Origin of the sequence: Tabrizicola sp., from assembly GCF_041919135.1 — a bacterium.
Classification (GTDB): Bacteria; Pseudomonadota; Alphaproteobacteria; order Rhodobacterales; family Rhodobacteraceae; genus Tabrizicola.
In genome coordinates, this window is sequence record NZ_JAYRUJ010000001.1 from 82,536 (window position 1) to 100,021 (window position 17,486).

Below are 17,486 nucleotides of genomic sequence, written 5' to 3' on the forward strand. Positions count from 1 at the left end.
ATTCCCCCCGGCGCTTTCCTTGGGGTATGGAATCTCTATATCTCGCACAGTGCAACCGTTTTCAGGCCCCATGATGACCAAGCCATCGATCTGCCTCTTCTGCGGCTCGCGCCCCGGCGCCAGGTCCGACCATTCCGAGGCCGCGCGCCAGACCGGCGCGATGATCGCCCGCAACGGCTGGCGGCTGGTCTTCGGCGCGGGGGACGTCGGCCTGATGGGCCAGGTCGCGACGGCCGCGCTGGCGCAGGGGGCGACGGCCCTGGGGGTGATCCCGGTGCATCTTCTGGGGCGCGAGCGCAACGGCCGCGACATGGCCAGCACCGTGGTGACCGAGGACATGCACGAGCGCAAGAAGGTCATGTTCATGAACTCGGACGCGGTCGTGGTGCTGCCGGGCGGGGCCGGGACGCTGGACGAATTCTTCGAGGTGCTGACCTGGGCGCAGATCGGCCTGCATGCCAAGCCGATCCTGCTGCTGGACGTGGCGGGCTACTGGCAGCCGCTGCTGGCGCTGGTCGACCATATCATCGCCGAGGGCTTCGCCGCCCCCTCGCTTCGCGACCTGTTCCGCCTGGTGCCCGATGTCGCGGCGCTGGAGATCGCGCTGCGGGGCGCTTTGCCGGGTTCGTGAAACAACAAGGCCCGCCGATCGCGCGGCGGGCCCTTTTTGTCGGGTTGCGCCTTACATCCGCGCGGCGACGGCGTCCCAGTTGACCAGCTTTTCCAGGAAGTTGGTCAGATAGGCCGGGCGCTTGTTGCGGAAGTCGATATAGTAGCTGTGCTCCCACACATCGCAGCCCAGAAGGGCGGTCTGGCCGAAGCAGAGCGGGTTCACCCCGTTCTCGGTCTTGGTGACCTTCAGGCTGCCGTCCTTGTCCTTGACCAGCCAGGCCCAGCCCGAGCCGAACTGCCCCGCCCCGGCGGCGGCGAAGTCGTCCTTGAACTTCTGGACCGAACCGAACGCCTCGGTCAGCGCCTTTTCCAGCGCGCCGGGGATCTTCTTGCCCTCGCCCGGCCCCATCACCTCCCAGAAGAGGTTGTGGTTCCAGTGCTGGGACGCATTGTTGAAGATGCCGTTCTGCGCCACCGCACCGGCCTGGTAGGTGCCGCGCACGATGTCCTCAAGCGATTTCGATTCCCACTCGGTCCCGGCGATCAGCTTGTTGCCGTTGTCGACATAGGCCTTGTGGTGCAGGTCGTGATGATATTCCAGCGTCTCCTTCGACATGCCGAGGGACGCAAGCGCGTCATGGGCATAGGGAAGGTCGGGAAGGGTGAAGGCCATGGGTCTCTCCTGTTCTTGCAGATGTCGTTGCAACGAATAAGTGGCCTTGCATCCGGAAGGTCAAGGCCGCCCGGCAGCTTTTGACCGATCCGCCTATAGCGCCCGGCAGGTTCCGCGGCCCTCGAAGCTGTTGGAATAGCCGCCCGGCTTGGCCCGGATGGTCAGGAGGCCGCTCTTGCGGAACCAGGCCGCGCGGTACTGCATCTTGGTCATCTGGCCCGAGTTCGTCATCTGGATGTTCCAGGCGAGCACCAGCTTTGCGTCGGTATCGTCCGAGACCCTGGCGGTGATCGGCTGCTCGTCGTTGAAATACAGGATCACCTCGTCCGAGACGATGGCCTCGGCGCGGCCTTCCTCATGCTGGATGTAGTATAGCCCGGTGATATAGCCGCCCCCCGCGCCGGTAAGGGGAAGCTTGCATTCCAGGGTCGTTGCGGCAGCGGGAAAAGAGGAAACCGACAGCGCGAAAACAGCGGCAAGAAAGCGGGCGAGAACCATGCAACACCTTTGAAGGACAGGATTTTCACCCTGCCCTTCCCGGTTCTTCCCGTCAAGCGACGCGCTTCACTCCAGTTCGGAGCCGGGCTGCGCGGAATGGGTCAGAAGGCCCATCACATAGCCCGCGACCGAGCGGAAGCAGACCAGCGTATAGCCGCCGTCCTGCGCCCAGAAGGCCGCCGCGACCTGGGCCGCGCGGCTGCGGCGCAACTCGCCCGGCTCCAGCCTGGCGAAATCCACCGGCGAGAGTTTCTGCAGCACCTGGGTCGCCTTGGCCCCCTCGATGCGGAAGATCGCCCGCGCGTCCGAGACGTCGACGGCAAGGTGATGCTCGCCCGCCAGTTCCCGGGCGATGGCGGCAAGGGCGGTCGCGACCTCGGCATAGGGCAGGACGAGGAGGTATTCGTCCGGGCTCATCCAGCCGCAGGCGCGCGCGCCCTCGACCTCGATCCGCCGTTGCGCCGGCACCTTGGTCCCGACGGCGGCCTTGATCGCCTTGTCCAGCGATTTCAGGCCCTTGGCGCGCAAGGTTATCATGCCCAGCGGGCCGATCTCGCGGATGGTCGCGAAGCCCTGGAAGCTGGTGCCCCCCAGCGCGGAAACCGGCTCAGACATTCTGCTTCTCCCCGTCCTTGTCGAAGAACACCGTATCGCGCACCCGCGCCTTCACCGTTCCGCCCGCGACCGTGTTGAACTCCACCACCTCGCCCATGCGGTTCGGCCCGTGCTTCAGCAGGCCCATGGCGATGCCGCGTTTCAGGGTCGGCGAGTAATAGGTCGAGGTCACCCGGCCCTGCACGTTGCGCTGGCCGTTCGGGTTGACGCCCTCGGCGATGATGTACGAGCCATCGGGGACCACCGAGCCGTCGAGCGTCTCGAAACCGACCAGTTTCCAGCGGTCGGGGCTGGCGAGATAGGTCCGCTCCTGCCCGCGCTTGCCGAGGAAATCGGCCTTCTTCTTCGAGATCGCCCAGTCGAGGCAGAGGTCCTGCGGGATCACGGTGCCGTCCGTCTCGTCCCCGATCATGATAAAGCCCTTCTCGGCCCGCATGACGTGCAGGCACTCCGTCCCGTAAGGCATTGCGCCCAAAGACTTTCCGGCTTCCTGGCAGGCGGCCCAGAAGGCCGCGCCGTGGCTGGCGGGGACGGCGATCTCATAGCTGAGTTCGCCCGAGAAGCTGATCCGGTAGACCCGCACCGGGAAGCCGCCAAGGGTGCCGTCCGCCCATTGCATGAAGGGCAGCGCCTCTTTGGAAACATCCATGCCGCCAAGGACTTGCAGCAGTTTCCTCGCGTTCGGACCGACGACGGCGACCTGGGCGTATTGTTCGGTGACATTGGCGGTGTAGACCTGCCAGTCCCACCATTCGCACTGGAGCCAGTCCTCCATCCAGCCGTGGATGCGGTCGGCGCCACCAGATGTCGTGTGGCAAAGCCAGGTGTCCTCGTCGATCCGGGCGACGACGCCGTCGTCCGAGAGGAAGCCCTGTTCGTTGCACATCAGGCCATAGCGGCACTTGCCCACGGGTAGCGTGGACATGACGCCGGTATACAACATGTCGAGGAATTTCCCGGCGTCCGGGCCCTTGACGATGATCTTGCCCAAGGTGGAGGCGTCGAGGAGGCCGAGGTTCTGGCGGGTGTTCACCACCTCGCGGTGGACGGCCTGTTCGTGCGTCTCGCCGGCGCGGGGGAAGCAGTAGGGGCGGCGCCAGAGGCCGACGGGTTCGAAGTAAGCCCCTGATTTCTCGTGCGCTTCATGCATCGGGGTGCGGCGGAGCGGCTGGAAGATCTCGCCCCGCGACTCGCCTGCCAGCGCGCCGATGGTGACCGGCGTGTAGGGCGGGCGGAAGGTGGTTGTTCCGACCTGCGGAATCTCTTCACCCAATGCATTCGCAAGCGTCGCGAGTCCGTTGATGTTGCTGAGTTTTCCCTGATCCGTCGCCATGCCGAGCGTGGTATACCGCTTGGTATGCTCGACGCTGCGATAGCCTTCGCGCGCGGCCAGCTGGACGTCCGAGACCTTCACGTCGTTCTGGTAGTCCAGCCACATCTTGTTGCGCATCGCGATCGGCGCGCCCTGCGGCATGACCCAGACCGGCGGGATCGCGACGCTGCCATCCGGCGTCTGGCTTGCGTCTGGCAGGCGTATGGCAGCCTTGCCCAACCCGGCGCCGAACTCGGCCAGGATATTGGCCAGCGACAGGCAGCCCGCGGCGGCGCCCACGACCGCGACCATGGCGCTGCCGTCATGGTTCAGCGGCGGGCGGGCCGGGTCGGGGATGAAGGCCGAGATGGTCTCGTCCCAGGTCAGCTTGCCGCCGCAATGGCTCCACAGATGGACGACGGGCGACCAGCCGCCGGACATGGCGACGGCCTCGCAGGCGATCTCCTCCTGCACCGACCCCTCGCCCGCCTGGGCGCAGACGGTGACGCCGGTCACGCGCTTGCCGCCCTTGACCTTGGCGATGGCCTTGCCGGTCAGGACGCGGATGCCGGCGGCGCGCGCGGCCTCGGGCAGCGCGCCGGTGGCGCTGTCGCGGGCGTCGAGGATCGCCGGGACCTCGAGCCCCGCCGCCTTCAGCACCAGCGCGGTCCGGTAGGCGGAGTCGTTGTTGGTGACGACCACGGTGCGGTCGCCCGGCGAGACGGCATAGTTCACGACATAGTCGCGCAGCGCGCTGGCCAGCATCACGCCGGGAATGTCGTTGCCGTAGAAGCTGAGCGGACGCTCGATCGCGCCGGTCGCCGAGATGATCTTGCCCGTCCGGATGCGCCAGAGCCGGTGCTTCGGCCGCCCGTCGCCGGGGGTATGGTCGGCGACACGCTCGTCGGCCAGGACATAGCCGTGGTCATAGACGCCGATGGCGCAGGTGCGGGCGCGGACCGTGACGTTGTCGCGCGCCTTCAGGTCGGCCTCGATGGCGGAAAGCCAGGCCTCGACCGGGGTGCCGTCCACCTCGGTCTCGTCGACCGGGGCCCGGCCGCCGAGCGCCGGGGCCTGTTCCAGCAGGATCACGCGGGCCCCGGCATCGGCGGCGGATTTCGCGGCGAGAAGGCCCGCGACCCCGGCCCCGATCACGAGCACGTCGCAGAATTCATAGGCGTATTCGTAGCGGTCGGCGTCCACGTCCTTCGGCGCCTTGCCGAGACCGGCCGACTGGCGGATGATCGGCTCGAACACATGCTTCCACAGCGGGCGCGGATGCATGAAGGTCTTGTAGTAGAAGCCCGCGGGCAGGAAGCGCGCGACATAGTTGTTCACCACGCCCACGTCGAATTCGAGGCTGGGCCAGTGGTTCTGGCTGGTGGATTCCAGCCCGTCGAAAAGCTCGGTCGTGGTGGTGCGCTGGTTCGGTTCCAGCCGCGCGCCCTTGCCGAGGTTCACCAGCGCGTTCGGCTCCTCCGGCCCGGAGGCGACGATGCCGCGCGGGCGGTGATACTTGAAGCTGCGGCCGACCATCAGCTGGTCGTTGGCCAGAAGGCCCGCCGCCAGGGTATCGCCCTGGAAGCCCTTGAAACGCTTGCCGTTGAAGGAGAATTCGACGGGCGCGGTGCGGTTGATCAACCGGCCGCCCTTGGCGAGGCGCGTGCTCATTTGGTGCCCTTCCAGTCAGGCTGCCAGTCGGGACGGCGGGCCTGGATTTTCGCGATGATGTCGGCGGGGGGTTCGGAGGTCTGGGCGGGATAGGTGCCGAAGACCTCGAGCGTGGCGGTGCAGCGGGCGGCGAGGAACCACTTGCCGCAGCCATAGGCATGGCGCCAGCGTTCGAAATGCACGCCCTTGGGGTTCTTGCGGGCGAACATGTAATCCTCGAACTCCTCGGGCGAGGAGCCGGGGCCGAAACGCTTCAGATGCGCCTCGTAGCCGGGGGCGAGTTCGGTTTCTTCGGCCTTCACGCCGCAGTAGGGGCATTCAAGGATCAGCATGAGGGTGTTCCCAGGTGGTTCGCGGGTTGTCCGACCCCGGTCGCGAGACGGCGGTCGAAGAAGGTCGGAGAGGGAGAGGGCGGCAGGTCCGGGCGGCACGGCGCGCCCCGGCCGGAGTCCGGCGGGCGCTGGCGGCGGTCTGTCGGGATCGGGGTCGGGGCGTCAAGCCGCGCGGGGCGACGCATCCCGCAAGAGCCGGGGCGGCGGAGCATGGCTCACTCCCCCCGCGGCTGGAGGGCGGGCGCGCAGGGGCGCCCGCCGCAGGGGTCAGGGAGCCGCGGGCTCCGCCGTGCCGCCGTCAGCGGGAGCCGCGTCGCCGGCCGGAGCCGTGGCGTCGGGCGCGGGAGCTTCGGGAGCGGCGGCTTCGGGAGCGGGAGCGGCAGGCTCGACGGTGACATCGGTCGAGTTGTCGACCGGAGCGGCCGGCGGCTCGATCGTGACATTGGTGTCGCTGCCCGCGGGAGCGGGAGCGGTGTCGACGGCCGCGTCGGGGCCGCCGAAGACGAGCCAGAGGATGAAGCCGACCGCGACGACCAGACCGCCGACGATGAGCGCCATGCTGGCACCCGAGCCTTCGGTGCGGGTCTCGCGGACATAGGTCTTGTAGTTTTCGTCAGCCATTGGAGGGCCTCCATGCCATGTTGAATTGGCATGGAAACCCGATCCCCGGCGACCGGGTTCCGGCGCGCGGGCACATCGGCGGGAATGTGCCGCAGCCGCGTCATCAGTGCGCCACCCCGGCGGCGACGGATTCGTCGATGAACTGGCCTTCCTTGAAGCGCCACATGTTGAACTCGGCCGCCAGCGGACCGGGCTCGCCCTTGGCCATCAGCTCGGCCATGGCCCAGCCGGAGCCGGGGATCGCCTTGAAGCCGCCGGTGCCCCAGCCGCAGTTGATGAAGCAGTTGCCGAGCGGGGTCTTGGAGATCAGGGGCGAGCGGTCGCCGGTCATGTCGACGATGCCGCCCCACTGCCGCAGCATCTTGAGGCGGCTGATCATCGGGAAGGTCTCGACCAGGGCGCGGAGGGTTTCCTCGATGTGGTGGAAGCTGCCGCGCTGGGTGTAGTTGTTGAACCCGTCGGTGCCGCCGCCGATCACCATCTCGCCCTTGTCGGATTGCGACATGTAGCCGTGGACGGTGTTGGCCATCACCACGACATCCATGCAGGGCTTGATCGGTTCGGAGACGAGGGCCTGAAGCGCCACCGCCTCGATCGGCAGGCGGAAGCCCGCCATCTCGGCCAGCTGGCCGGAATGGCCGGCGACGACCATGCCGAGCTTCCGGGTGCCGATGAAGCCCTTGGTGGTGTCGACGCCGGTGACGCGGCCGTTTTCCGACCGCACGCCCTTGACCTCGCAGTTCTGGATGATGTCCATCCCCATCGCCGAGCAGGCGCGGGCATAGCCCCAGGCCACGGCGTCGTGCCGGGCGGTGCCGCCGCGCGCCTGGTAAAGCGCGCCGAGGACCGGATAGCGCGGGCCGTCGATGTTCATGATCGGCACGATTTCCTTGACGCGCTGCGGCGAGATCCATTCGGTCTGCACGCCTTGCAGCGTGTTGGCATGGACCGTGCGCAGGTAGCCGCGCACCTCGTGGTGGGTCTGCGCCAGCATCAGAAGGCCGCGCGGGCTGAACATGACGTTGTAGTTCAGGTCCTGGCTCAGCGTCTCGTACAGGCTGCGGGCCTTTTCGTAGATCGCGGCGGAGGGGTCCTGCAGGTAGTTCGAGCGGATGATCGTGGTGTTCCGCCCGGTGTTGCCGCCGCCGAGCCAGCCCTTCTCGATCACCGCGACATTGGTGATGCCGTGGTTCTTGCCGAGATAATAGGCGGTGGCGAGGCCGTGCCCCCCCGCGCCCACGATGATCGCGTCATAGGACGCTTTCGGTTCGGGCGAAGCCCAGGCGCGTTCCCACCCCATGTGGTAGCGCAAAGCCTCGCGGGCGATGGCAAAGACCGAATAACGCTTCATCGGAGCCTCGTCAGGGAAAGTCGGACCTCGGTCCGTCAGCCGTGTTCTATGGATGAAGCCGGATTGCAGTCGGGGACGCCAGCGGCACGATCGGGAAATTTGCGACATTTGCCGGGCAGAGGCGACGGGGGCCGCGACGGATGCGGCCGTTTGCCCCTTTCGGGGCCGGGCCCGAAGGACTAGATGGGGGCGGAAACAAGGGCCAGGACAGGCGGCGGCGATGGCGGATTGGGGCTTCTGGGCGGCGGCGGCGCTGATCGCGGCGGTGGTTGCGGCACTTCTGGTCCGCGCCCTTGGCCGGGGCCGCGGCGAGGCGGCGGCGGCCGAGGCCGACATGGCGGTCTACAAGGACCAGATGGCCGAGGTCGAGCGCGACCTTGCGCGCGGCACGATCGGCGCCGAGGAGGCGCAGCCGCTGCGGGCCGAGGTCGGGCGCAGGCTTCTGGACCTGGACCGCCAGCGCGCGCCGGGGGCCGCGGCAAGCGCCGCCCCGGTGACGCCGGTCGCGGCACTGGTCGCGCTGGTGGTGCTGGGCGGCGGTCTTTCGGCCTACTGGTATCTGGGCAGCCCCGGCTATCCCGACCTGCCGATCGAGCGCCGGATCGCGATGGCGGACGACCGCATGGCCGGAAGGCCCGCGCAGGCCGAGGCGGTGGCGGCCGCGCCGAAGCTTGCGCCGCCGGAGGTTCCCGCCGAGACGATGCAGCTGATCGAGAAGCTGCGCGAGACGGTCGCCAGGCGCCCCGACGATCCGGTCGGGCTGGAGCTGCTGGCCCGCAACGAGACCGCGCTTGGCAATTTCGCCGATGCCGAGGCGGCCCAGCGCCACCTGATCGCGGTCAAGGGCGGCGCCGTCACCGCGGCGGACCATTCGACGCTGGCCGAGATCCTGATCGCCGCGGCGGGCGGCTATGTCTCGCCCGAGGCCGAGGCCGAGCTGACCGCGGCGCTGAGCCTGGATCCGAAGGACGGGCTGGCGCGCTATTACGCGGGGCTGATGTTCGTGCAGGGCGGGCGCTATGACCGGGGCTTCGCGCTGTGGAGCGGCCTGCTGGAGGACAGCGCGCCGGATGCGCCCTGGACCGAGCCCCTGCGCGCGCAGATCGAGGAGGTCGCCTGGCGGGCCGGGGTGAACTATCGCCTGCCCGAGGTGACCGGGCCTTCGGCCGGGGACATGGCGGCGGCGGCCGAGATGAGCCCCGAGGAGCAGCAGGCGATGATCGAGGGGATGGTGGCGCAGCTTTCCGAGCGGCTGGCCTCGGAAGGCGGCGGGGTCGAGGACTGGGCGCGGCTGATCCGCTCGCAGGCGATGCTGGAGCGGCTGGAGGAGGCGCAGAAGGCCTATGAGGCGGCCGTGGCCGCGTTCGAGGGCCAGCCGGCCGAACTGTCCTTTTTGCGCCAGGCGGCGGTCGAGGCCGGGCTGAACCCATGATCTGCGCCGGGGTCGAGGACTTCGCGGCCGCCCTGCCCCCGAACCGGGCGATTGCCGGGCTGGACCTTGGCGACAAGACGATCGGGGTGGCGCTGTCGGACCTGCGCCGCCAGGTGGCGACGCCGCTGGAGGTGATCCGGCGCGAGAAGTTCACCATCGACGCGGGCCGGCTGCTGGCGCTGCTGGAGGCGCGGGGCGCGGCGGGGATCGTGCTGGGCCTGCCGTTGAACATGGATGGCTCGGTCGGCCCGAGGGTGCAGGCGACGCAGGCCTTTGCGCGCAACCTTGAGAAGCTGACGGCGCTGCCGATCTGCTATTGGGACGAGCGTCTGTCCACCGTCGCGGCGGAACGGGCGCTGCTGGAGGCGGATACGTCACGAAAGCGTCGGAAAGAGGTCATCGACCAGGTGGCCGCCGGATATATCCTGCAAGGGGCACTGGACCGGATTGCGCATCTTGAGCGGGGATGACGAGGTGAAGGACGACGTCTGGAAGCGCGACGAGATCGCCAGCCCCTGCGTGAGGCTGTGCGTGATCCATCCCGAGGAGCGGATCTGCGTCGGCTGCCATCGCTCGATCGACGAGATCTCGGGCTGGTCGCGGATGACGCATGAGGAACGCGCGGCGGTGATCGAGGAGCTTCCCGGCCGCGCGCCCCGGCTGGGCAAGCGCCGTGGCGGGCGGATGGCGCGGCTGGAACGCTAGCCGCGATGGGCCGGCGTCCTGGGGGTTTCACCCCCAGACCCCCAGAGTATTTTTGAAAAGAGCAAGTCAGGGGGCGGCAAGCCAGTCCCGGACACAGGCAAGCTGCGGGCGCAGGTAGGCGATCATCCGGCCCTCGGGCGGCGCGGTGTCGCCGGATTTCCAGGCGGCGACGCCGTGCAGGGTGAGGCGATGAATGAGCGTGGCCTCGCCCGGGCTTGCGGCGAGTTCCAGGCGGCGGCAGGTGGCGAAAGCCTCGCGGCGGGCCTGCTGGTAGGCATCGGTGACGTCGATCTCGCCCCAGCTTTCCGGCGGATGCGGGGCGAGGGCCTTCAGCAGGGCCGCCCGCAGGATCTCGTGGCTGCCTTCCCAGACGGTGAGCGGCGAGGCGGTGGCCCGGTTGAGCGGCAGGCCGAGGATCCAGGCGTGGGGTTCCTTCACCATGCGGCGCTTGTCCGGGCCGATGGGCAGCAGGCCGTCGAGATGGGCGGCGTCGCGGTCGCGGCGGAAGGCGAAGGCGGCGGGGGTCTCGTCGGGCGAGGGACGGGGATAGCCGGGGCGGATGACGGAGAGCTGGGCGCGGTGCAGGGGTTCGGGCCGGAGCGGGAGGGCGTCCCAGGGGAAGGGAGTGCCGTGGATCGCGCCGTCCGGGCTGTTCGGCAGGGCGTCGACGCCGACGAACCAGGTGCCGCCGCAGCGCCAGGCCTCGTCGGTGGCGGCGAGGGCCCGGAGGGCGGCGGCGCGGGCGCTGTCGGCCCAGGCGCGGATCGCGGGATCGGGGCCGATGCGGCTCCAGCCGGGGTCTACCATCCCAGGACCTTGCGCAGCATGTTCAGCGCGACCAGGGTCAGGAACAGGGCGAAGGCGCGTTTCAGGGGTTTGGGGTTCATCGCATGCGCCAGCCGCACGCCGAGCGGCGTGGTCATCAGCGTGGTGCCGATCACCACCAGGAAGGCCGGCAGGTTGATCGCCCCCAGGGTCCAGGGCGGGGGTTCGGCCACCGGCAGCAGCAGGAAGCCCAGCACCGCCGGGACCGCGATCACCACGCCGAAGCCCGAGGCGGTGGCGACGGCGCGGTGGATCGGCATCGCATAGAGCGTCATCAGGGGCACGCCGAAAGTGCCGCCGCCGATCCCCATCATCGCCGAGAAGAAGCCCACCGCCCCGGCCAGGAGGCTGCGCACCGGCTGGTCGGGCATCCGGTCGCCGAGCCGCCAGCTGTCGCGCCCGAAGGCCATCCAGAGCCCGGCGAGCCCGGCCAGCACTCCGAAGACCGCCTGCAGCGTGGTCGAGGAGACGCGCGTGGCGGTGAAGGTGCCGATGGCGGCGGCACCGGCCAGCATCGGGCCCCAGGTCCTGAGCACCGTCCAGTCCACCGCGCCCTTCCTGTTGTGCGACGAGACCGAGCGCAGCGAGGTGACGACGATGGTCGCCATCGAGGTCGCGACGCAGACCTGCATCAGCTGCCCCCCGCCATAGCCGAGCGCGCCGAAGGCGTAGAAGAAGGCCGGGACCAGCACGATCCCGCCGCCGACGCCGAGAAGGCCGCCGACCACGCCGGCGACGGCGCCGATCAAGAGGAGCGCGGCCAGCATCGGCAGGAGAAGGGAAAGCTCGGGCATGGGGGCGCACCTTGTCTGACCCTTGCGACATAGCCCGCCGATCGGGGCAAGGCCAGTGGCGAAAGGGCTGGCCAGGCCGGAGTCCGGATGATATGCCGCCCCTCCCGCGTTGCGGCCGCAGTCGTCTCGCCCCCTGCCCTGTCCGGAAGCCCCGTCATGTCCGACCATATCCTGCGCCCGGCGCTAGTTCTGGGCCTTCTGTCCTGCATCGGCCCCTTCGCCATCGACATGTACCTGCCCGCCATGCCCGCGATCGCCACGGCGCTGGGGACGGGGGTCGCGGCGATGCAGGGCACGATCATGGCCTATTTCATCGCCTTCGGCCTGGCGCAGCTGGTCTATGGCCCCTGGGCCGACCGCTTCGGCAGGAAGCCGCCGCTTTATGCCGGGATCGCGGTCTTCATCCTGGGCTCGGTCTTCTGCACGCTGGCGCCGACGGTCGAATGGCTGATCGTCGGCCGGGCGATCCAGGGCCTGGGCGGGGCGGCGCTGATGGTGGTGCCGCGGGCGATCATCCGCGACCTTTACACCGGGCCGGCGGCGACGCGGCTGATGGCGGCGGTGATGATGGTGATCTCGGTCTCGCCCATGCTGGCGCCGCTGGCGGGCGCGGGGCTGATGGCGGTGGCGGGCTGGCGGGCGATCTTCGGGGCGCTGGTCGTCGCGGCGGCGATCAGTCTGGCGATCCTGACCCTGTTCCAGCCCGAGACCTTGCGGCAGGCGGACCGCCAGCCCTTCAACCTGGGGGCGATGCGGCGGGGGACGGCGGTGCTGTTCACCGATCCGCTGTTCATGGGCCTGACCTTTCTGGGCGGCTTCGGCATGGCGAGCTTCTTCGTCTTCATCGCCAGCGCGAGCTTCGTCTATACCGGGGCCTTCGGCCTGTCGCCGACCGGGTTCTCGCTGGCCTTTGCCGTCAATGCGATCGGCTTCTTCACCGCCTCGCAGATGGCGGCGCCGCTGGGGCTGCGGCATGGCGCGCCAAAGGTGATGGCCTGGGCCTCGGCCGGGTTCGCGGCCTTCACCCTGGTGCTGTTCCTGCTGGCGCTGGCGGGGGCGGTGAACCTGTGGCTCTGCGTCGCCGGGCTGTTCCTGGCCAATGCCTGCCTGGGGCTGATCATTCCGACCGCGATGGTGATGGCGCTGGACGAGCATGGCGACATCGCGGGGCTCGCCTCCTCGCTGGGCGGCACGCTGCAGATGCTGGCGGGCGGCGCGATGATCGCGGCGGTGGGGCCGTTCTTCGACGGGACGGCGACCCCGATGCTGGGCGCGATCGCGCTGTGCGGCGTGCTGGTGCTGGCGCTGTCGCGGCTGGTCCGGGCGCGTCAGGCGGCGGCGGGCTGAACCTCGGCCAGGGCGCGGTCCAGGATGTCGAGCCCGGCGCCGGGGCGCGTGGCGTTCTCGGAGAGCACCCGGCGCCAGCCGCGCGCGCCGGGGCGGCCGGTGAAGAGGCCGAGCATGTGGCGGGTGACCTGGTGCAGCCTGCCGCCCTGGGCCAGATGGTCGGAGATATAGGGCCGCATCGCCTCGACGACGGCGAAGGCATCGGGCGCGTAGGCATCGCCCCAGAGCGCATCGGCCCCGATCAGGCTATGCGCCGGATCGTGATAGGCGGCCCGCCCGATCATCACCCCGTCCAGCCCTTGCGCCAGCAGGCCCCGCGCCTGCTCCAGCGAGGTGACGCCGCCGTTGATGCAGATCGTCAGCTCGGGGAAGCGGCGCTTCATGCGGACCACGAGGTCGTGGTCCAGCGGCGGGATCTCGCGGTTCTCCTTGGGCGACAGGCCCTGGAGCCAGGCCTTGCGGGCATGGACGATGACGTGGCGCACCCCTGCCCCGGCCAGGGTCTCGATGAAGGCGGGCAGGACGGTCTCGGGGTCCTGCTGGTCGACGCCGATGCGGCATTTCACGGTGACGGGCGTGTCGGTTTCCGCCTGCATGGCGCGGAGGCAATCGGCGACGAGGGCGGGGCGTTCCATCAGCACCCCGCCGAAACAGCCCGATTGCACCCGGTCCGAGGGACAGCCGCAGTTCAGGTTGATCTCGTCATAGGCCCAGGCATCGGCGATGCGGGTGGCCTCGGCCAGTTCCGCCGGGTCCGAGCCGCCGAGTTGCAGGGCGACGGGATGTTCGATGCCGGAATAGTCGAGGAGACGCGGCCTCGGCCCGTGGACGATGGCGGGGGCGGTGACCATCTCGGTATATAGCATCGCGCGCCGGGTCATCAGCCGGTGAAAGACGCGGCAATGCCGGTCGGTCCAGTCCATCATCGGCGCCACGGAGAGGCGATGCGGCCCGAAATCCGCCTGATCCTTCCCCGTTCCGGTTTCAGTCCGCATTCTTGTCCCCGACACAGCCCCGCCGCGCCAGGGGCGCGGGAAGCGTCGGATATAGCGCAGGCGGCGGCGCGATGCGAGGGGGGGCGCGGTCAGCCCGCGGCGGCGGGTGCGGGCGCCAGTGCGGCGGCCATCTCGGAGAGGACGCGCTCGGCCTCGACGGTGTCGAAATCGGACTGGTAACGCTTGCGCACGCCGTGGTCGGACAGGAGGTGGTAGTCGTCGGGCTGGACGCCGTGCCGGGCCAGGCAATTGCGCACGCAGGCCAGCGCGCAGCCGTCGATGCCGATGATGCGGCGGCCGGACTTGGCCAGGCGCACCAGTTTCGGCACGTCGCCGCCGACACCGGCGATGCAGGACATCTCGGCCAGGCCGCGCCGGTCCAGCGCGATGGCGAGGTGGTTCGCCATCTGCGCCGCGCTCGAGCAGCCGGAGCAGGAATAGACCAGGGGCAGGTGGTCGCGTGCGGACATGCGCATCCCTCGGGATCAATCGTCGGCGAAATCGGAACATGGATGGCGGGGAGTGTCGATGGACAGATCGTCGCAGGGGCAGGGTCAGGCCGCGGCGGCAAAGAGCCGGCCGAGGGGCAGCGGCCGGATCGCGCCGTCCGGTCCGCGCAGGAGGTAGAGCGCGTCGAGCCCGGCCCTGGCGGCAAGGTCGGCGCCGACCCGGGGGCCCGCGACCATCAGCGCCGTGGCCCAGGCATCGGCCTCGGCGCAGCTGCGGGCGACCACGGTGACCGAGGCGGGCGGCGCGGGAAGCGGCGCGCCGCTTGCGGGGTCCATCGTATGCGAGAGGTGCCGGTCGCCCAGCCTGACCCGGTGCCGGTAGTCGCCCGAGGTCGCCACGGCCGCGTCCTGCAAGGCCAGGACCGACTGCGGCGCGCGGCGTTCGGGGTCCGGCGCCTCGACCGCGACGGCCCAGGGCGCACCGTCCGGGCGCAGGCCGAGGGCGCGCATCTCGCCGTCGATGCCGACCAGCGCGTCACTGATGCCATGGGCAAGCAGCACCTCGGCCAGCCGGTCGGCGCCATGGCCCTTGGCGATGCCATTGAGATCGAGCGCGATCGGGGCAGTCTTGCGCAGGCGGCTGCCGTCCAGCTCCAGCCGCTCATGCGCGGGGGAACGGGCGGCGGCGCGGGCGGCGCGGATCGCCTGCGGATCGGCCGGATCGGGGCCGAAGCCCCAGGCGCGGACCGCATCGCCCTGGCCGATGTCGAAGGCCCCGCCCGAGGCCCGGCCGATCGCCAGCCCCAGCGCCAGGACCCGCGCGAGGTCGGGGGCGAGGCTTGCCCATTGCCCGACCGGCATGCGGTTGAGGCGCATCAGGTCGCTGTCGGGCCGCCAGGTGGACATCTGCGCATCCACCGCCGCCACTGCCGCCTGAAGCGCCTGCTGCACCGGCGCCGGGTCGAGGCCCGGCGGCGCGAAGAACAGCGCCGACCAGCGGGTGCCCATGGTCGGGCCGTTCAGCGCGTGGCGGACGAGGCCGGGGTCAGTAGACATCTTCGGCATAGCGTCCCTCTGCCTTCAGGAGTGCGGGGCTGAGGCCCACGGGGGCCAGGATCTCCTCCAGCGCCTCGGCCACGCCGCGGGCCATCTCGCGCCCGCCGCAGACCATGATCCGCGCGCCCCTGGCGATGGACTCGGCCAGCTCGGCGGCCTGGAGGCGCAGTGCATCCTGGACGTAATGCGGCCTTGCCCCGCGCGAGACGGCGGTGGTCAGGCGGGACAGCCGGCCCTCGCGCTGCCAGCCGGCAAGCTCGTCCCGGTAGAGGAAGTCGCTGTCGGGATGGCGGAAGCCGAAGACGAGGTGGATCGGGCGGCGGCGGCCGTTGGCGCGGATGAAGCCGGCCAGCGGGCCGATCCCCGTGCCCGCCCCGATCAGGATCAGCCCGGCCCGGTCGCGCGCGGGCTGGAAGCCGGGATTGCGGCGCAGGAAGGCCCGGACCTTCTCGCCGGGGTTCAGCGCCAGAAGCTGGCCCGAGGCAAGGCCGCCGGGATATTTGCGCACCACGATCTCGACAAAGCCGTCCCGCGCGCCGGAGGCCAGCGAGTAGAAGCGCGGCACGTCCGAGCCTTCGGGCAGGATGCCGAGGAGGTCGCCGGCCTGAAAGCGCGCGAAGCCCTGTCCGGTCAGCCGCGCCCAGAGGCCGGCGCGCGGCAGAGCGAAGCGCAGGATCGCGGTCGGGGCCTGGACCTCGGCCCCGTGGTCGCGGCGCCGGATGAGGGTCAGCGCCTCGGTCCGGGGCGGCTGCGGCTGGTGGGCCAGCGTCAGGGGCAGGCCCAGCGCCGCGCCCAGGGCGGCGCCCCAGCGGGCGAAATCCTGCGGCGACTGGCGGTCCACGCTGCCGGAGGGCAGCAGCATCGCCCAGCCCTTCGCGCGCGCGGCGGCCTCGATCGCGTCGGAATAGGCGCAATAGGCCGGGAAGCTGCGGTCGCCGAAGCCGAGAAGCGCGAAGGGGGCCTGCGGAGCCGATTTCAGCCGCGCCAGCCGGTCGAGGAAGCCGCGCGCCGAGGCGGGGGCGCCGCCCGCGCCATAGGTGGCGGCGAGGATCAGGTAGCGCCGCGCCCCGGCATGGCGGGTGGGATCGAAGCCGGACATGGGGGCGACATGGACGCTTTCCCCGGCCTCGCGCAGGGCCTGCGCCAGGGTGGCGGCGAAGCCCCAGGTGCTGCCGCCCTCGGAGCCGACGAGGATCACGGTCGCGGCGCGCGCGGCGGGATCGTTGCCCCGGATCCGTCCGCGCCGTCCCGAGGCCCAGACGAGGGCTCCGGTGGCGCCGAGGACCGGCACCGACAGCGCCATCAGGCCGAGGATGAGCCCCAGCACCGCCGCGCCCCGGCCGGTGTGCAGCATGGCGATGATCCCGGAGACCTGCTGCCAGGCGCCGGGCCTGGACCAGCCCAGCACCGCGCCGGTGCCCTGGTCGATCAGGGCGCTGCCCTGGTCGCTGTGCAGGGTGAAGACGTCCTGCGGGTCACCGGCCAGCGGGAAGCCGAGGTCGCGCAGGCTGGCGACGGGGGTCTGGCGCAGCGCCTCGATCTGGGTCAGGGGCAGGCCGGTCAGCCCGCTGGCGGCGGCGGTCCGGGCCGGATCCGCCGCGCCGTCGGGCAGGAGGCCGAAGGTCGAGGCCGTCATCCACAGCGCCGTCAGCGCCGAAAGGACGAGGCCCGGCATCGCAAGGCGCGCGATCTCGACATGCAGCCGCCCGGCGAGGGGGCCGCGCAGCGGCGCGAACCAGCGCCGCCAGCCGCCCGCGCGCCGCGCGACCAGCGCCGCGCCGGAGCCCGCCAGCACGAGAAGCGCCGCCGCCCCCGCCGCCATCGCCAGCCGCCCGGCATCGCCCAGGAAAAGCGAGCGGTGCAGCCCGGTCAGCCACCGCTCGACCCGGTTGGGATCGGCAAGCGCCACATCCGCCCCGGTCGCGGGGTCGATCACGGCCGAGCCCGGGGTGCCGCCGTCGAACCACCAGGCGGTGATCCTGCCGGAGGGCGCGCGGCGGATCTGCTCGAGTCCGGGATGGCTGGCGGCCACCAGCGCGGCCAGGTCGGCCACGCTCTGCCCGGCCGGGGCCTGGGGCGAGGCCAGACGCTCGGCCGCCGGAAAGACCGAAAGCGCCGCCCCGCTGAGCGCGAGGAGAAGGACGAGGACCAGGGCCGCCAGCCCCGGCCAGCGATGCGCCGCGCGGATCATGCGATCC

At 70.5% G+C, this 17,486-nt stretch carries 18 protein-coding genes; 5 read left to right on the forward strand and 13 right to left on the reverse strand.

Annotated features, from left to right (window positions below):
• Positions 1–73 precede the first annotated feature (73 nt).
• Positions 74–631 (forward strand): TIGR00730 family Rossman fold protein, encoded by a 558-nt coding sequence (locus tag ACE3UA_RS00380; protein WP_374641354.1) that lies wholly within the window; start codon positions 74–76, stop codon positions 629–631.
• 51 nt (positions 632–682) lie between these two features.
• On the opposite strand, the gene ACE3UA_RS00385 is transcribed toward ACE3UA_RS00380, so the two are convergent.
• The 7 genes from ACE3UA_RS00385 to ACE3UA_RS00415 form a co-directional block, all read right to left on the reverse strand.
• Positions 683–1,285 carry a superoxide dismutase gene (locus ACE3UA_RS00385; RefSeq protein ID WP_374641356.1) on the reverse strand — a complete coding sequence of 201 codons (603 nt, stop codon included), beginning with the start codon at positions 1,283–1,285 and terminating at the stop codon, positions 683–685.
• 93 nt (positions 1,286–1,378) lie between these two features.
• Positions 1,379–1,783, reverse strand: a complete 405-nt coding sequence (locus ACE3UA_RS00390) for a hypothetical protein (RefSeq protein ID WP_374641358.1) — start codon at positions 1,781–1,783, stop codon at positions 1,379–1,381.
• Between the two features lie 66 nt (positions 1,784–1,849).
• On the reverse strand, positions 1,850–2,398 hold the full coding sequence (locus ACE3UA_RS00395) for a sarcosine oxidase subunit gamma (protein WP_374641360.1): 549 nt from the start codon (positions 2,396–2,398) through the stop codon (positions 1,850–1,852).
• Positions 2,391–5,381 carry a sarcosine oxidase subunit alpha family protein gene (locus ACE3UA_RS00400; RefSeq protein WP_374641362.1) on the reverse strand — a complete coding sequence of 997 codons (2,991 nt, stop codon included), beginning with the start codon at positions 5,379–5,381 and terminating at the stop codon, positions 2,391–2,393. Before ACE3UA_RS00400 ends, ACE3UA_RS00395 begins: the two co-directional genes overlap by 8 nt.
• Positions 5,378–5,713 (reverse strand): sarcosine oxidase subunit delta, encoded by a 336-nt coding sequence (locus tag ACE3UA_RS00405; protein ID WP_197642743.1) that lies wholly within the window; start codon positions 5,711–5,713, stop codon positions 5,378–5,380. The genes ACE3UA_RS00400 and ACE3UA_RS00405 overlap by 4 nt, the downstream gene beginning before the upstream one ends.
• A 267-nt stretch (positions 5,714–5,980) precedes the next feature.
• Positions 5,981–6,334, reverse strand: coding sequence for a hypothetical protein (locus tag ACE3UA_RS00410; protein ID WP_374641364.1), 354 nt, complete (start codon positions 6,332–6,334; stop codon positions 5,981–5,983).
• 103 nt (positions 6,335–6,437) lie between these two features.
• The gene (locus tag ACE3UA_RS00415) at positions 6,438–7,685 is read right to left on the reverse strand and encodes a sarcosine oxidase subunit beta family protein (RefSeq protein ID WP_374641366.1); all 1,248 of its coding nucleotides are present in this window, start codon (positions 7,683–7,685) and stop codon (positions 6,438–6,440) included.
• Positions 7,686–7,905: 220 nt separating this feature from the next.
• On the opposite strand from ACE3UA_RS00415, the gene ccmI reads away from it, so the two are divergent.
• Genes ccmI through ACE3UA_RS00430 form a run of 3 tightly spaced genes read left to right on the forward strand, consistent with a single transcriptional unit; the run spans position 7,906 to position 9,822 of the window.
• On the forward strand, positions 7,906–9,117 hold the full coding sequence (ccmI, locus tag ACE3UA_RS00420) for a c-type cytochrome biogenesis protein CcmI (RefSeq protein ID WP_374641368.1): 1,212 nt from the start codon (positions 7,906–7,908) through the stop codon (positions 9,115–9,117).
• Complete coding sequence (ruvX, locus tag ACE3UA_RS00425; RefSeq protein ID WP_374641370.1) at positions 9,114–9,587, forward strand: Holliday junction resolvase RuvX; 474 nt, start codon at positions 9,114–9,116, stop codon at positions 9,585–9,587. The genes ccmI and ruvX overlap by 4 nt, the downstream gene beginning before the upstream one ends.
• A 4-nt stretch (positions 9,588–9,591) precedes the next feature.
• A complete protein-coding gene (locus tag ACE3UA_RS00430) occupies positions 9,592–9,822 on the forward strand; it encodes a DUF1289 domain-containing protein (RefSeq protein WP_374641918.1) in 231 nt (76 codons plus the stop codon).
• A 66-nt stretch (positions 9,823–9,888) separates the two neighbouring features.
• On the opposite strand, the gene ACE3UA_RS00435 is transcribed toward ACE3UA_RS00430, so the two are convergent.
• On the reverse strand, positions 9,889–10,629 hold the full coding sequence (locus tag ACE3UA_RS00435) for a hypothetical protein (RefSeq protein WP_374641372.1): 741 nt from the start codon (positions 10,627–10,629) through the stop codon (positions 9,889–9,891).
• Entirely contained in the window at positions 10,623–11,441 is an 819-nt protein-coding gene (locus ACE3UA_RS00440; RefSeq protein WP_374641374.1) for a sulfite exporter TauE/SafE family protein, read from the reverse strand. The genes ACE3UA_RS00435 and ACE3UA_RS00440 overlap by 7 nt, the downstream gene beginning before the upstream one ends.
• 156 nt (positions 11,442–11,597) lie before the next feature.
• Here ACE3UA_RS00440 and ACE3UA_RS00445 point away from each other — a divergent pair, with 156 nt between their 5' ends.
• On the forward strand, positions 11,598–12,788 hold the full coding sequence (locus ACE3UA_RS00445; RefSeq protein ID WP_374641375.1) for a multidrug effflux MFS transporter: 1,191 nt from the start codon (positions 11,598–11,600) through the stop codon (positions 12,786–12,788).
• Here the strand turns inward: ACE3UA_RS00445 and dusA are convergent.
• From dusA to ACE3UA_RS00465, 4 genes are all read right to left on the reverse strand, one after another.
• Positions 12,770–13,783, reverse strand: a complete 1,014-nt coding sequence (dusA, locus tag ACE3UA_RS00450; protein ID WP_374641378.1) for a tRNA dihydrouridine(20/20a) synthase DusA — start codon at positions 13,781–13,783, stop codon at positions 12,770–12,772. The two genes, ACE3UA_RS00445 and dusA, sit on opposite strands and share 19 nt — an antisense overlap.
• Positions 13,784–13,872: 89 nt before the next feature.
• Complete coding sequence (locus tag ACE3UA_RS00455) at positions 13,873–14,253, reverse strand: putative zinc-binding protein (protein WP_374641380.1); 381 nt, start codon at positions 14,251–14,253, stop codon at positions 13,873–13,875.
• A gap of 84 nt (positions 14,254–14,337) precedes the next feature.
• Positions 14,338–15,297, reverse strand: a complete 960-nt coding sequence (locus tag ACE3UA_RS00460; protein WP_374641382.1) for an FAD:protein FMN transferase — start codon at positions 15,295–15,297, stop codon at positions 14,338–14,340.
• A complete protein-coding gene (locus ACE3UA_RS00465; protein ID WP_374641384.1) occupies positions 15,278–17,479 on the reverse strand; it encodes a PepSY domain-containing protein in 2,202 nt (733 codons plus the stop codon). The genes ACE3UA_RS00460 and ACE3UA_RS00465 overlap by 20 nt, the downstream gene beginning before the upstream one ends.
• Positions 17,480–17,486 lie beyond the last annotated feature (7 nt).

Excerpts from the sequence above, each read along its gene's own strand:
- ACE3UA_RS00460 (WP_374641382.1), bottom strand. The coding sequence starts at position 15,297 with ATGCCGAAGATGTCTACTGACCCCGGCCTCGTCCGCCACGCGCTGAAC.
- ACE3UA_RS00415 (WP_374641366.1), bottom strand. The coding sequence starts at position 7,685 with ATGAAGCGTTATTCGGTCTTTGCCATCGCCCGCGAGGCTTTGCGCTAC.
- ACE3UA_RS00390 (WP_374641358.1), bottom strand. The coding sequence starts at position 1,783 with ATGGTTCTCGCCCGCTTTCTTGCCGCTGTTTTCGCGCTGTCGGTTTCC.
- ACE3UA_RS00435 (WP_374641372.1), bottom strand. The coding sequence starts at position 10,629 with ATGGTAGACCCCGGCTGGAGCCGCATCGGCCCCGATCCCGCGATCCGC.
- ccmI (WP_374641368.1), top strand. The coding sequence starts at position 7,906 with ATGGCGGATTGGGGCTTCTGGGCGGCGGCGGCGCTGATCGCGGCGGTG.
- ACE3UA_RS00410 (WP_374641364.1), bottom strand. The coding sequence starts at position 6,334 with ATGGCTGACGAAAACTACAAGACCTATGTCCGCGAGACCCGCACCGAA.
- ACE3UA_RS00465 (WP_374641384.1), bottom strand. The coding sequence starts at position 17,479 with ATGATCCGCGCGGCGCATCGCTGGCCGGGGCTGGCGGCCCTGGTCCTC.
- ruvX (WP_374641370.1), top strand. The coding sequence starts at position 9,114 with ATGATCTGCGCCGGGGTCGAGGACTTCGCGGCCGCCCTGCCCCCGAAC.
- ACE3UA_RS00405 (WP_197642743.1), bottom strand. The coding sequence starts at position 5,713 with ATGCTGATCCTTGAATGCCCCTACTGCGGCGTGAAGGCCGAAGAAACC.
- ACE3UA_RS00385 (WP_374641356.1), bottom strand. The coding sequence starts at position 1,285 with ATGGCCTTCACCCTTCCCGACCTTCCCTATGCCCATGACGCGCTTGCG.
- ACE3UA_RS00400 (WP_374641362.1), bottom strand. The coding sequence starts at position 5,381 with ATGAGCACGCGCCTCGCCAAGGGCGGCCGGTTGATCAACCGCACCGCG.
- ACE3UA_RS00455 (WP_374641380.1), bottom strand. The coding sequence starts at position 14,253 with ATGTCCGCACGCGACCACCTGCCCCTGGTCTATTCCTGCTCCGGCTGC.
- ACE3UA_RS00380 (WP_374641354.1), top strand. The coding sequence starts at position 74 with ATGACCAAGCCATCGATCTGCCTCTTCTGCGGCTCGCGCCCCGGCGCC.
- ACE3UA_RS00440 (WP_374641374.1), bottom strand. The coding sequence starts at position 11,441 with ATGCCCGAGCTTTCCCTTCTCCTGCCGATGCTGGCCGCGCTCCTCTTG.
- ACE3UA_RS00445 (WP_374641375.1), top strand. The coding sequence starts at position 11,598 with ATGTCCGACCATATCCTGCGCCCGGCGCTAGTTCTGGGCCTTCTGTCC.
- ACE3UA_RS00395 (WP_374641360.1), bottom strand. The coding sequence starts at position 2,398 with ATGTCTGAGCCGGTTTCCGCGCTGGGGGGCACCAGCTTCCAGGGCTTC.
- dusA (WP_374641378.1), bottom strand. The coding sequence starts at position 13,783 with ATGCGGACTGAAACCGGAACGGGGAAGGATCAGGCGGATTTCGGGCCG.